The organism is Cellvibrio fibrivorans, from assembly GCF_031457055.1.
GTDB classification, from domain to species: Bacteria; Pseudomonadota; Gammaproteobacteria; order Pseudomonadales; family Cellvibrionaceae; genus Cellvibrio; species Cellvibrio fibrivorans.
Window position 1 is genome coordinate 813,500 of record NZ_JAVDVX010000002.1, and the last position, 13,624, is coordinate 827,123.

8 protein-coding genes and 2 tRNA genes are annotated in these 13,624 nt (G+C 48.9%); all 10 read right to left on the reverse strand.

The features are described 5' to 3' along the window. Positions 1-18 precede the first annotated feature (18 nt). The 10 genes from J2X05_RS08355 to lpxK all read right to left on the reverse strand — a co-directional run bounded on the left by J2X05_RS08355 (position 19) and on the right by lpxK (position 13,588). Positions 19-5,118 carry a discoidin domain-containing protein gene (locus tag J2X05_RS08355; protein ID WP_310071156.1) on the reverse strand — a complete coding sequence of 1,700 codons (5,100 nt, stop codon included), beginning with the start codon at positions 5,116-5,118 and terminating at the stop codon, positions 19-21. A 1,282-nt stretch (positions 5,119-6,400) separates the two neighbouring features. Further along, a tRNA-Leu gene (locus tag J2X05_RS08360) sits at positions 6,401-6,487 on the reverse strand. Between the two features lie 36 nt (positions 6,488-6,523). Next, positions 6,524-6,597: transfer RNA gene (locus J2X05_RS08365), tRNA-Cys, on the reverse strand. A 116-nt stretch (positions 6,598-6,713) separates the two neighbouring features. Next, on the reverse strand, positions 6,714-7,268 hold the full coding sequence (gene pgsA / locus J2X05_RS08370) for a CDP-diacylglycerol--glycerol-3-phosphate 3-phosphatidyltransferase (RefSeq protein ID WP_310071159.1): 555 nt from the start codon (positions 7,266-7,268) through the stop codon (positions 6,714-6,716). 109 nt (positions 7,269-7,377) lie between these two features. After that, complete coding sequence (uvrC, locus tag J2X05_RS08375; RefSeq protein WP_310071162.1) at positions 7,378-9,216, reverse strand: excinuclease ABC subunit UvrC; 1,839 nt, start codon at positions 9,214-9,216, stop codon at positions 7,378-7,380. 39 nt (positions 9,217-9,255) lie between these two features. After that, positions 9,256-9,909 carry a response regulator gene (locus tag J2X05_RS08380; RefSeq protein ID WP_310071165.1) on the reverse strand — a complete coding sequence of 218 codons (654 nt, stop codon included), beginning with the start codon at positions 9,907-9,909 and terminating at the stop codon, positions 9,256-9,258. A gap of 236 nt (positions 9,910-10,145) precedes the next feature. Beyond that, entirely contained in the window at positions 10,146-11,168 is a 1,023-nt protein-coding gene (gene murB, locus J2X05_RS08385) for a UDP-N-acetylmuramate dehydrogenase (RefSeq protein ID WP_310071170.1), read from the reverse strand. 50 nt (positions 11,169-11,218) lie between these two features. Continuing rightward, positions 11,219-11,695, reverse strand: a complete 477-nt coding sequence (locus J2X05_RS08390) for a low molecular weight protein-tyrosine-phosphatase (protein WP_310071171.1) — start codon at positions 11,693-11,695, stop codon at positions 11,219-11,221. Between the two features lie 16 nt (positions 11,696-11,711). Further along, positions 11,712-12,473 carry a 3-deoxy-manno-octulosonate cytidylyltransferase gene (gene kdsB / locus J2X05_RS08395; RefSeq protein ID WP_310071173.1) on the reverse strand — a complete coding sequence of 254 codons (762 nt, stop codon included), beginning with the start codon at positions 12,471-12,473 and terminating at the stop codon, positions 11,712-11,714. A gap of 23 nt (positions 12,474-12,496) precedes the next feature. Next, positions 12,497-13,588 (reverse strand): tetraacyldisaccharide 4'-kinase, encoded by a 1,092-nt coding sequence (gene lpxK / locus J2X05_RS08400; RefSeq protein WP_310071174.1) that lies wholly within the window; start codon positions 13,586-13,588, stop codon positions 12,497-12,499. Between the last annotated feature and the right edge of the window lie 36 nt (positions 13,589-13,624).

A 13,624-nucleotide genomic window follows, 5' to 3' on the forward strand; every position in this document is an offset into this window, starting at 1 on the left:
TTAATAATTGATTGCTAATTAATTGGCAGACGTCCACTCAATTGCTTTGCGGATCATTTCCACCATATTGGGATCGGAGAAATTGGCATCGACATGGCCAATCGCGGTGTAGAACATACGGCCAGTGCCGATGGTATTGGTGAAAATCACCGGATGGTCGGTAACCGGATAATTCGAGACATAACTGGTGCGATCCAGGGTGCCCAGAATTTCCACATTGCCCACTCCGCGCGGATTGGTTTTCCAGAAATACCATTCATCACCGAGCATCCACTCAGCACCGATGTGTTTCACCAACGGATTTTCCAGTTTCTCAATCTTCACTTTTGCGCGCGGGATTCCATCGCCGTGATGAATAAATTCCGCACCGGCAAACAGGGTTCCGGTATACCAGGGCCAACCGTGCTCTGTATCCGCCGCCGAGTGAGTACCGACAAAACCGCCACCGGTTTCCATATAGGTTTTGAATGCAGCTTCCTGCGCAGCAGTGAAGATGTCGCCAGTGGTATTCATAAACACAATCGTGGAGTACTGAGCGAGATTTGCAGTGGTGAAAAGGCTCGCATCTTCCGAGGTCGTGACTGTGTAGCCATTGTCCTGAGCGATCCGCTGCACCATCGCAATACCGGCCGCGATAGAGTCGTGGCGGAAGCCGGAGGTTTTGGAGAAGACCAACACTTTCGGACAAGTCGTGCCGCAACTCACGCGGAATTTGCGCACCTTGGGCACACTGACTTCCACACCGCTGCTGTTCACCAAGCTGATGCGCAGGCTGTGCTGGCCAGTCGGCAATAGCCCCAGATTTATTTCATTGAGATTGTTAACACGCACCGCTTGGTTGGTATCCAGGTAATAGACATAACCACCGCCAGCAAACCAATTCGCGTCGGTAATGGCAACGCGGAATTTCACTGCCTCAGTCTGCGCGATCACCGCATCATTTGCCGGCGACAGGAAACTGATCAATGCAAGGTTTGCATCGGCAGGAACGCCGTAAACCTCAAACTCAAACAGCGAATAACCGTAGCCAGTCGCACGCTGCACTCCGCGCATACGGATATAGCGGCCTTTTTGGCCATCCAGCACCAGAGTATCGATACCGCCGTCACCGTTAGTCGTGGTGTTGGCGATCTCCCAGGTGCTGCCATTTTCAGATACCTCGATCACATAGCTCTTGCCATAAGCGGCTTCCCAGTTCAGCACCGCGCGGGTGAAGTGCACGCTCTTGCCCATATCCAGCTGGATATATTGGGTGTCGGTCTGCGCGCTCTCCCACCGTGTTGTTACATTGCCGTCGTGTACACTCGCTATCGTATTGATACCGACGAAACTGGAGGCTGTTGACCCAGTCGGCGTCAGCTTGGCTGGGCTTGGTGTCGCCGTGGGTGTAACGCCACCCGTGATAACGCTGAAGCCAACTGTGCTACTAACACCTACCACCTGGTTTTGCGCATTCAGCAAGGTGACCGAAACACTGTGGTTACCGACGGGCAAGGCGCCCAGATTGACAGGCGTTGCGCTGGTAACCCTGATCGCAGTTCCATTATTGAGCGAGTAACGATAGCTGCCGCCCGCGCTAAACCAGGCCGCATCACTAATCGTCACTTGCAGGCTGACGTTGTTACCTTGCACAAACTGTTGGCCCGCTGTTGGTGCGGCAATGCTAATAGTTGGTGTAGTAACGACATCCAGAGAAGTGCCGTAGACACGGAATTCCCACAGCGAGAAACCGTACTGGGTGCCACGTGTGATACCGGTCAAGCGGACATAACGCCCCTGGCCATTGACGGTCAAGGCATCTTGCCCACCATTACCGGTAGTCGTGCGGAACAATTCAGTCCAGCCGCCGATTCCGGTATCCGATGCTTCAATCACGTAACCTTTGCCGTAAGCCGCCTCCCACTCCAGCACTACCTGGGTGATCTTCATCTTGCTGCCCAGATCGATCTGGATAAATTGGTTATCCGCAAACACGCTTTCCCACCGCGTGCCCATGTTGCCATCGACCGCTGCCGCGCCGTTGTTGCCGCCAATTACTGCCGAGGTTGAAACCGTTTTGTTTTGCGATATCAGCACTGGCGTCTGTACCGGCGGTTCCACAGGTGGCTCAACCGGCGGAGTACCCGTACCGCCCCAGATTTCAAACTCAAATAGCGAGTAACCATAGCCAGTTCCGCGCACAGTGCCGTTCAAACGGATATAGCGATAGGATCCAGACAAGTTCGTATGGGTTTCAACACCGCCAGTGCCATTGGTTTTGGTCACTATCGGGGTCCATTGGGTGCGATCCAGCGATCCTTGAATGGTGTAAGACTTGCCGTAAGCAGCCTCCCAGACGAGTTTGATTTCGCTGATACTTTGCACAGTTTGCAGATCGATTTCGATCCATTGCGGATCGGAGAATTGACTACCCCAACGGGTTAACACATCACCATCAACAGCATTGGGGCCAACAAAACCACCCTCAAATGACGAGACAGTCACCGGCTTGCCTTTTGACAATAACGTCCTGCCTTGTTGTGGCGGAGTGCCCGACAAACTGGCGATCCACTGCTCCAATACCGCGATGTATTCCTTATGCTCCAACGAGCGACCAATGGGTGGCATACGGTCATTCGGGTTGATGCTCTTATCGCGGATGTACAGCACCGATTGCTGCGGAGCACCAGCGGCAACGACTTTTGCATTGGTAATGCCGTAGTCCGCGAGGTAGTCGCGAATACCGGTAGTCGCGAGGTTCACGACTTTCATTTGGCTCACGGGCGTATTAAAGCGCGCGTCCCATTGCGATCCACCATTACCCGTACCATGGCAATGCGCACAGTTGGCATCGAGATAGGATTTCACCCGGGTTTCCAACGAAGCGCTGGTGTCACTGAGTGCGACCATTTTGTCAAAACCGGAAACCTGGCTATTGATAAACGCAGGCGCAAACAAATTGCGATTATTCCAATTCACCAATTGGTTTTCTGTCACACCGTTGGGATAGGTGTAATTGCCGTTCAACTGACGCGTACTCAACCCAAGAACCTGGCTGGATTGCGCGTTGTGGCAATCAATACATTCCGTCGGGCTTGGGTAAGTCCAGGTTTGCGTTGTTGTTGTGCCGTCCGCATTGGTGATGCTGACATTTTGCTGCGCGCCGGTGGTCAACAAATCCGCATCGCTATTATCAGCACGCCATCTGTAAGTAACACCGTAAACTTTGCCATCGGCCTTGACGACCAACAAACGGGTTTCGAGACGTCTTTTGGTTGCCGGATTATTTGCATTAGTGGGCAATTCAAAATTTTTCACCACTACTGTGCCTTGCGGATAAACCCAGTTTTCTTTCGCATCCCATTTCACTTTGGTATTCGCAGGCAGCGATATCCAACGCGCTTTGGTCGCGTTATCGGAATAGAGTTGGCTGTTAGGCGCAAAAGGGATGAGATTGGCAATGGGCACCATGTTAGGTGTGTTGCTGAATACGCCGGTTTGCGACAAGAGTTTAGGTACGCCGGTGAAACTGGCATCCAATGTTTTGGGCATATTCAAATAGGCAAATTGCGTGAGCGGCTGCTCCGGTTGTGCACCTGCGAATATTTCAAACTCATAAATAGAATGACCATAGGCACTCGCACGCGCCGTTCCGGTCAAACGTACATAACGGTAAGCCGTGGTTGAATTGATCATATGCAATTCGGCATTACCGGTGCCGTTATTGTTGGTGACCAAGCGCTCCCAGGTTGTGCCATTCACTGAAGCTTCCATAATGTATTTGGAACTGAATGCGGCTTCCCATTTAATAATAATGGTCGCAATCGTTGTGGGTGTGCGAAGGTCAATGGTCAGGCTTTGTGGATCTGCAGCGGTACTTTCCCAGCGAGTTGCCGGGTTGCCATCAATCGCATAAGCCGCGAGATTTCCACCGGTTTCAGTCGTTGCATTTGCAACACCACCCACCGCGACATTGGTGCCGTTATCGCGGTCGCCGATGTAATCAAAGCGATACAAAACTCCGTTACCAAAGGGTTCCTTATCGCAGCAACCTGAACCCCATTGCAATACATAAAGTTGATGGGTACGCGGATCAAGCTCTACATCAATCGCACCCTGAAAATTTGCCGTGTTCAACGGAAAATCTTCAGCAATCGGTGGATTGCCACCCGCCGCCAAATTGATTGTTGAAAATTTGCTGCTGTTAAAATCCCAAAAAATCAAACGGCCATCGTAATACTCAGGCAATTTAAATTCGTTGGTGATTGCTGGATTAAAACGATACACCGGGCCTGCCATGGTCGCCTGGTGGCGAATAGTCCAGAGCGCCGGTTTAGCCGCTGGTAAATTTTTTGCACCGGTATTGCGGGCATGATTATTGACGATGTTATTCGGATTAAAACCGGCATAAGGCTCGTTAAAACCGACAATATAGGGCCAGCCATAATTTCCTGCCGCGCGCAGTTCATTCAGCTCATCCATTCCACCGGGACCTTCTGCGCTTGCAGTGGAAGAATCAGGGCCGATATCGCCAAGGTAGGCATAACCCGTCAAGGGATCGATATTAATCCGGAAGGGATTGCGAAAACCCATGCCGTAAATTTCAGCGCGATGGGTTGCACTGGCGGGAAATAAATTGCCTGCCGGAATGGTGTATTTGCCATCAGCTGTCGGCGTAATACGCAAGACTTTACCGCGCAAATCATTGGTATTACCCGAGGTCGCTTGCGCACCCTCGGAGAAATAACCGCTCGCGGCGTTGTTATCGCCGGTGGTAATCAACAGGTTGCCGTTTTTATCAAACTTCAAACTGCCGCCCATATGGCCATGCGCTTCATTACCAGTAATCCACTCCAACAAAATGGATTCAGAACCGGCAATCAGCGCGTTGTTGGCATTCACCGTAAAACGCGACACTCGGGTTTTACTCCCCGGCGAGGTGTATTGGAAATAAATAAATCCGTTTTGGGTAAATTTGGGATCAAGCGCAACGCTCAGTAATCCGTCTTCAAATACACAGCGCACATTCGGTACAGTAGATGTGACAGTAGCGATACCCGCATCCAATTTCCAACCGTAAAACTTGCCGCACTTGCTCACGACAAATGCGCGGCCATCGGCAGAAATTTCAAACTCCATGGGTAAATCCAATCCCTCCGCTACCACCGTCCGCTGAAAATCAGTGGACTTGGGAGCTTGCGCCGTTGCTGATGCAGCGACAAACAGCGCAGATATAACTACCGCAAGCGCGTAACACAGCTTGTGAATACTTCTGCACCACCTAATTATATTTATAAAGGTGTTCATTGAGTTGCCTCCAATAGAACCGGAATGACGCAGTGCGACGCCAAAGCATTACTTGCTATGTACGGTGTGCTGCGTGGAAGTTAAAAAATGGAGATGAAATTACGGAATAACCTCACAGTTGATTGCCCACTGAAAACCTTGCTACTTATTATTCTTACTTGTGATTAAACGGAGAGTTATAGGGTTCACTGAGCCAGCCTATGATAGGAACCACTGGAGCAAAACTCATCTCACTTTGGCGACTTGCAGAAACATGGGATTAAACAGCTGTTTTTTAGCCAAATAGGTCACACTAGGCAGATGTTTTTGATAGCGAAATTGGATTGATTACCGAGGATACGAATGGCCAAAATGGTTCGTACGGTTGGTGTTATTCAACCGTACGGGCTTGCTCCAAAAGAACGACCACAATAAAGAGATGCACCTCACACAAATAGTGCGACGAAAAATTAACGGGAAATCTCTACTCACTTTTGCAAGCATTTGCAATTTATTGAATGTGATTGCCGTATGTTCGCATCTGCACCGACACTGTTTTAGCCTAAGTCTATGGTCAAACACATTTGGGAGTGCAATCAGGGGAAACTGTGGAGTAATTTATGTCGGTTACTGAAGATAACTTATGGTTGGTAGCGGTATTTTCAGCTCTATTATTTTCGGTATCGTAGCGATGATTCTACGAAATCGAGCAGCCAAAATAGATTCCGTAGGCCGCTCTGAAAAAGACACTGTAAACAATAGTGTATCGATAGATCCAAAAGAAAATACGACCAAATTGGAGTAGGATATTTTAGCTCCGATTATGGCGCCAGACACTTTGCTTCCCACTTGGCTGAGGTATTCGAGTGGAAGTGCAAATCACCACAGAATATTCTTATAATTTTCAAGAAGTTGGTATCACCTAAAAAATCATTTCCTGCAACACTGATAAAGCAAGTATTTTAAAACTCATTGACGCTAGCTAAACCCAGCGCTCACTGCCAACAAAGGATTGAAATAAGTCTCTGAGCCAGAAGCTCACCGATTATTAATCAATAAGAAATTGCTTATGGAAAACAAAAAGCCCTGCAATTGCAGGGCTTTGAGGTGATCGCAATAACTTGCGATTTGTAGATGGTGCCCGAGGCCGGACTTGAACCGGCACGACCAAAAGATCGACAGATTTTAAATCTGTTGTGTCTACCGATTTCACCACTCGGGCGGAGTGCTTTTACGTCGGTACGTAAAAGGGGAAAAATGGAGGCGCGATCCGGAGTCGAACCGGACTAGCTGGATTTGCAATCCAGAGCATAACCGCTTTGCTATCGCGCCATTTCGAGAGGCCGCAATTCTAGCGGACTCATTTTGAAAATCCTAGTCTTTTATCCAGGTCGCAGGAAGGTTTTTTGACAGTTGACTAAATGCTGTGCAGGTCGATCAAAAAGGCGTTATTTTTCAGGCGACTCTGGTAACAAATAAGGCCAGGCGGCACGCAAATAAAGAATCATTGACCAGAGTGTCAGCACTGCAGCACCCGCCAAGGCAATAAAACCAATAGGAAGCAGTATTGGGATATTAGCTAGCAATACAATAATGGCTGTCATTTGCAGCGTTGTTTTGATTTTGCCAATACTCGATACAGCCACACTTGCCCGCTGCCCTACCGCGGCCATCCATTCACGCAATGCCGATATGACTATCTCACGCCCAACAATAACTGCGGCGGCAACCACAAACCAGACTGAATCATGGTGCAGCGTGACCAACAACAGGAGCGCAATCACCACCATCAACTTATCGGCGACGGGATCAAGAAAGGCGCCAAAAGGTGTGCTTTGATTGTATTTGCGCGCAACATAACCATCCGCCCAATCAGTAATGGCGGCGACGCTGAAAATCAATGAAGAGACTATGTAAGCCCAGCCAAAGGGTAAATAAAAGACCACTACAAAGAGCGGGATTAAAAAAATCCGCACCAAGGTAAGTTGGTTGGCAAGGGTCATAAGCGGTTCCCGGGAGACTGTATGTTCGGGCGCGATAATACACCAGCAACAAGCTATTAACACGCTTTGGTTATATTACTGAAACAATTGGAGTATGTGTCGAGGAGGATTAATCATTGTGGAAAAAGGCATAGATTTCTTCGGCAAGCCGCTGGCTAATGCCATTGACGCGCGCCAAATCATTGATACTGGCGTTTTGTACCTCTTGTAAACCACCAAAGTGACGCAACAACTCGCGGCGGCGGTTAGCGCCAATACCGGGGACATCTTCCAGGGTCGACGTCTTGCGCTTTTTATCGCGCCGCTGCTTGTGACCGGTAATGGCAAAGCGATGCGACTCATCGCGGATATGCTGGATCAAGTGCAATGCAGGTGAATCGCCGGGCAATACTATCTCTGCACCAGTTTCACCATCGAACAAAGTTTCAAAACCTGCTTTGCGCGTTGTACCTTTGGCGACACCAATTAACTGCACACCTTGTACACCCAACTCAGCAAGCACTTCTATCGCCTTGCCCAACTGCCCTTTGCCACCATCGATCAATAAAATATCAGGCAACTTGCCTTCACCGTTTTGCAAGCGGGTGTAGCGCCGCGTAAGCGCCTGCTCCATTGCCGCGTAATCATCACCGGGCGTAATTCCATCAATATTGAAGCGGCGATAATCAGACTTGAGTGGGCCATTGGTATCAAACACCACACAACTGGCAACGGTAAGTTCGCCGCTACTGTGGCTGATATCAAAACATTCCAAACGCTGCGGTGTTTCATCCAGATTAAGCGCTTCCTGCAATGCGATAAAACGATCGAGCGAATTCTTCTTATTATTGATATGGGCAATTAAATTTTGTTGTGCAGCCGTTGCCGCCATTTGTAACCATTGCGCGCGATGACTGCGCACCTGGTGATTGATTAATACCTGACGCCCAACCGATTGCTGCAAGGCGGCACTGAGCAACTCAAACTCTTCTAATTGATTACTTACAATAAGCTCGCGCGGAATTTCACGGCCGCTGCTGGCGAGATAAAATTGTGGGATAAACTCAGCGAGAATTTCTGCAGGTGTTTCTGCCAGTGTGGCCGATGGATAAAAACTGCGGCTCCCGAGAATTCGCCCCTGCCGAATAAACAATACGTGCACACAAATCGCAGCTGCGCGCATTTCTGCCGCGATTACATCAATATCCCCATTCCCTTCCTCAATCACTTGTTGCGATTGCACAGTGCGCAATGCAGTAATCTGATCGCGGTAAGCAGCAGCTTTTTCAAAGGCTAATTGCTGTGCGGCAACATCCATTTTATCCGCCAACTCGCCCAATAATTTGTCCGCATTGCCAGTTAGGAACAAGCTGGTGTGGTACACGTCAGTTTTGTAATCAGCAGGTGAAATAAATTCCACGCAGGGTGCAGTACAGCGTTTGATTTGATATTGCAAACAAGGACGTGTACGATTTTTAAATACGCTGTCTTCACACTGGCGCACGCGAAAGGTTTTTTGCAGAAAATGCAGGCTTTCTTTTACTGCACCCACATTGGGGAAGGGTCCAAAATAATCACCACGCTTTTTCTTCGCGCCGCGATGAAACGAAATCCGTGGATAATCTTCACCGCTGGAAATAAAAATATAGGGATAGGATTTATCGTCGCGCAATAAAATATTGTACGGCGGACGATTGGATTTAATCAGATTTTGTTCAAGAATCAGCGCTTCTGTTTCACTCGCTGTCACTGTCACTTCAATGCGTGCTATGCGTGACACCAGCGCTTGCGTTTTGGGGGTTAAACCGGTTTTGCGAAAATAACTCGCCAGTCGCGCCTTCAGGTTTTTTGCTTTACCCACATAGAGAATCTCCCCATCACCACCAAACATTTGGTAGATACCTGGCTGCTGGGTGGTATTGGCGAGAAAACGGGAATGATCAAACAGATCAGCGCTAGCGTGCGTCATCAGAAAAAGTATCTGTGTAGATGGAACAAAAGCAGTCGATTAAACGACTGCTTCCGGATCGAGAAGATTGTGCTTCACCGCCAACAGTGTCAATTCAACATCGCTATTGATATCCAATTTTTCAAAAATACGATAGCGATAGGAGTTAACTGTTTTTGGACTGACACAAAAGGTATTGGCGATATCATTTACCTTTTGGCCATTGGCAATCAACATTGCCGTCTGCAGCTCGCGCTGGGATAACTTCTCAAACGGCGATTCCTGATTGTTATTACCCGAAAATGTTCTGAGTGCAAGCTGTTGCGCAATGCTGTTGCTCATGTACAGATCACCGCGGATCACTTTATTGATCGCATCAGTAATCTCAGTGAACTCTGCGCCCTTGGTGACATAACCAACGGCACCTGCTTGCATCAGGCGAGTTGGATACAAGTCATCATCGCATGCGGTCACTGCAATAATTTTGATAACCGGATTTACGGTCAATAATTTTTTAGTTGCTTCAAGGCCGCCCATCCCCGGCATTTTTACATCCATCAAGACAACATCAGGCTTTAAAATTCGCGCCTTTGTCACCGCCTCTTCGCCACTCTTGGCGTCCCCAACCACCTGATAGCCGTCTATGTCGGCTAGCATACGCACTATCCCCATGCGAACTAGATCGTGATCATCGACTACGAGAATCTTTGTCAAACTAGCCCCCAATCCGAAATCGGATACAAAACATTGTTGTTATAACCACCACAATACCGCTGGCACATTTTTAATGATTGTAGTGAGACTCTGCACAAACTACCACTATTTAATGTGCTGATTACGCCTGGTTAAATGCCATTGATCGATTATGTCGCTGTTTTTATTGCCTTTTCAGTAATAGTCATAAAATTCATAAGAATGGTGTCGAATTTAAGCTCTAATTTATAGGGTACCTAGGGATAAATTCGGGGCTCCATCTCCAGCATCACACCAAATTGCTCGAACACCGATTGCTTGATCAGATCGGCCAACGCTAACACCGCTTGACCCGAGGATTTACGTGGATTAGTGAGCACGAGCGCCTGCTGCTCATGGACAGCTGCGCCACCGACTTCCCTACCCTTCCAACCTGCCTGATCAATCAACCAGCCCGCCGCCAACTTGACCTGATTAGCGGCAGCGGGATAAGAAACAATCGTCGGATTTTCAGCTTTCAAAGCATCAAATTGTTGTTGATTGATAACCGGATTCTTAAAAAAACTCCCTACATTCGGGATAACTGCCGGATCGGGCAATTTTGTTTGGCGGATATCAATGACTGCTGCACTGACCTGCTGCGGTGTAATGTCCTCCTCAAGCGTGTTGGCCAGCGCCGCGCGTAGTGCGGGGTAAGTGAGATTCAGGTGCGGCTGTTTGCGCAGACGAAACGTCACCGAAGTAATCACGTACTGGTCTTTAAGTGACTGTTTAAAAATGCTGTCGCGATAACCAAACTGACAGCTTTCATTAGTAAAAGTCACCGATAAACCCGAGCGGATATTAAGCGCAGACAATTCAGCCACCAGCTCTTTAATCTCCACCCCATAAGCGCCAATGTTCTGGATGGGTGCAGCGCCAACACTGCCGGGGATGAGCGATAAATTTTCCAAACCATAAAGCGCATTATCGAGCGAAAACACCACCAGCTGATGCCAGTTTTCACCGGCGGCCACTTTCAACCAAACAAACTCCTCATTTTCATCAACCACTTCCCTGCCCTGGGATTTTATCTGCACCACCAAACCGGGAAAATCAGCACGCAACACAATATTGCTACCGCCACCCAATAACAGCAGCGGTAAATTTTCCGTACGCGCAAACGCCAGCGCCTCGCGCAATTCATCATCCGTTTTTACGCTGACAAAATACTGCGCCAGCGAAGGAACAGCGAGCGTATTGAATTTCTGCAAATTGAAATGAGGCAAAAAAAGTGGCACAGCAGAATTACCTGATTGGTTGAAAGTCTTACACTATTTTTTATGGCAGCTTAGCGCAATGCATTATTGCAGATATGGTTTAGCAAACCTTGGGCAGCATCCTCTACCAAATCCAACACCAACTCAAAATCGTCTCTATCGCCGTGATAGGGATCGGGCACTTCGAGATAATTGCCGCGCGAACCAAACTCCAGAAACAAACCCAAGTGTCCGGTATAGGTCGATGGTTTCATGCGCTGCAAATTCATTAAATTGGATTTATCCATCGCCAATACATAATCAAATTCTGCAAAATCCCGCGCACTTACTTGACGGGCACGCAATACCGATAAGTCGTAACCCCGCTGGCGCGCGGCGGCAATTGTGCGCGAATCAGGTGCTTTGCCGATGTGCCAATCGCCGGTTCCAGCCGAATCTACCAGAATTTTTTGATCCAATTTTTCGCGCGCCACCAGCTCGCGAAAAATGCCGTCCGCGGTGGGCGAGCGGCAAATATTGCCCAGACAAACAAATAATACTTTCGTCATTTTGCATTCACTAGATTCAATTTTCCAAAATCGCCTTTACACGCAACAGGTCTGCCTCGGTATCTACACCACCGGGTACCGCAGCGCAGGCTTCAGCGATGTGGATAGCTTCGCCATTGGCCAATACGCGCAATTGTTCAAGCGATTCAATCTGCTCAAGTTGCGCTTGTGGCCAAGTAATAAAACGATTGAGCAGGGCCACGCGATAAGCATAAATACCAATATGGCGCTGCGCCGGAAAATTATCGGGCAAGCTATTGCTAGCTGCTTTGGCAAAATGATCGCGCGGCCATGGGATGGGTGCGCGACTAAAATACAAGGCCTTTCCTGTTTGATCGGCGACTACCTTGACGATATTTGGATTGCGAAAATCATCCAGGCTATGAATAGGCTCGCTCAGTGTCGCAACACTTGCGTAATTATTCGCGGCGAGATTGGCGGCAACTTGATTAATCACTGCCGGGGGGATCAAGGGTTCATCTCCTTGCACATTCACGACAATATCATCCGACGTTAAACCAAGCTGCGCTGCCACTTCCTGCAAGCGATCAGTGCCTGAGTTATGCGCAGCGGATGTCATACACACACGCGCACCAAAAGATTTGGCAACTGCCTCAATCCGTGCATCGTCAGTGGCGATGATAACCTGTGCCGCCGCGCTTTCACACGCGCGCTCGTAGACGTGTTGGATCATCGGCTTGCCGGCAATGTCCTTCAAGGGTTTGGCAGGCAGGCGTGTTGAAGCATAACGCGCGGGAATAACGACGTAGAAACTCATACTGGGGTTCCATCAAATAAAGTCTATTTCGATTTAAAAATGGTTTTTTTCTGCTCGCAAATCCGCTCCAGTTTTTGCAGCAGTGCTTGCCAAAAACTCTCGGGCAAATTGGCCGCAATCGGTAAGTAAAACCAATGGGGCTGTGCAAATTCGCGGCATTTAACCGCATCTTTTTCCGTCATCACCACCGGGACATTATTCGCAAACTGTAAATCGTTTGCACTGTAGGTGTGGTGGTCAGGAAACGCGTGCAACTCTGCAGTTATACCTAATTGGGTTAATGTATCCTGAAATCGCTGTGGATTACCAATACCCGCAACTGCATGAACACTTGTTGAATTAAATTCGGCCGCAGAAATTTTTTCACCCGATTGAAGATTGACCAACTCGTGCGCGCAGATCTGCATAGGCACATAAAACAAATCTGCCAAACCCGGCAGCGCAAAATTATCAGAAGGAGAGTTCACCACCACCCAATCCACCGTTTTTAAACGCGCTTTAGATTCGCGTAAAGGGCCAACGGGCAAACGCCAACCATTACCCAAACCGCGCTGGCCATCGACCACGGCGATTTCAATATCGCGCGCTAACCGGTAATGCTGCAAGCCATCATCGCTCAATAAGATATCGCAGTTTTCGTCTTCCAATACGCGGGCAGCCGCAACGCGATCTGCGCCCACGCACACAGCACAACCCGTTTGCCTGTAGATGGTGACAGGCTCATCACCAGCCTCAGCAGCAGTGCTTGCTGCATTGAGCAGATAGGGGTAGTGACTCGCCTTGCCGCCATAACCACGGCTGATCACACCGGGATTAAACCCTTGCTGTTGCAAACCTTTCACCAGTGCAATCAACAAAGGCGTTTTGCCGGTGCCGCCAACAGAAATATTGCCCACGACTATTACGGGCGTAACCAAACGCTTTTGCGTGTAGCGGAGAATCCAAAAGCGACGGAACGCCGCAAGCAGCACAAAGACAACTGTCAGAGGCAATAGCAAAAACGTCCAGACACGCTTGCCATACCAGGCTGCCAGCCAGGGGTTGTGTGGGTTATAACCTGAAGAAACAGGTGTTTGTTGACCGGGGGAGTTCAGATAATCATCCTGTAAAAACAAAAGGACTTTTGCATCGGGGATACAAAAGTCCTTTGG

Excerpts from the sequence above, each read along its gene's own strand:
- J2X05_RS08355 (WP_310071156.1), bottom strand. The coding sequence starts at position 5,118 with ATGGAGTTTGAAATTTCTGCCGATGGCCGCGCATTTGTCGTGAGCAAG.
- pgsA (WP_310071159.1), bottom strand. The coding sequence starts at position 7,268 with ATGACCCTTGCCAACCAACTTACCTTGGTGCGGATTTTTTTAATCCCG.
- uvrC (WP_310071162.1), bottom strand. The coding sequence starts at position 9,216 with ATGACGCACGCTAGCGCTGATCTGTTTGATCATTCCCGTTTTCTCGCC.
- J2X05_RS08390 (WP_310071171.1), bottom strand. The coding sequence starts at position 11,695 with ATGACGAAAGTATTATTTGTTTGTCTGGGCAATATTTGCCGCTCGCCC.
- kdsB (WP_310071173.1), bottom strand. The coding sequence starts at position 12,473 with ATGAGTTTCTACGTCGTTATTCCCGCGCGTTATGCTTCAACACGCCTG.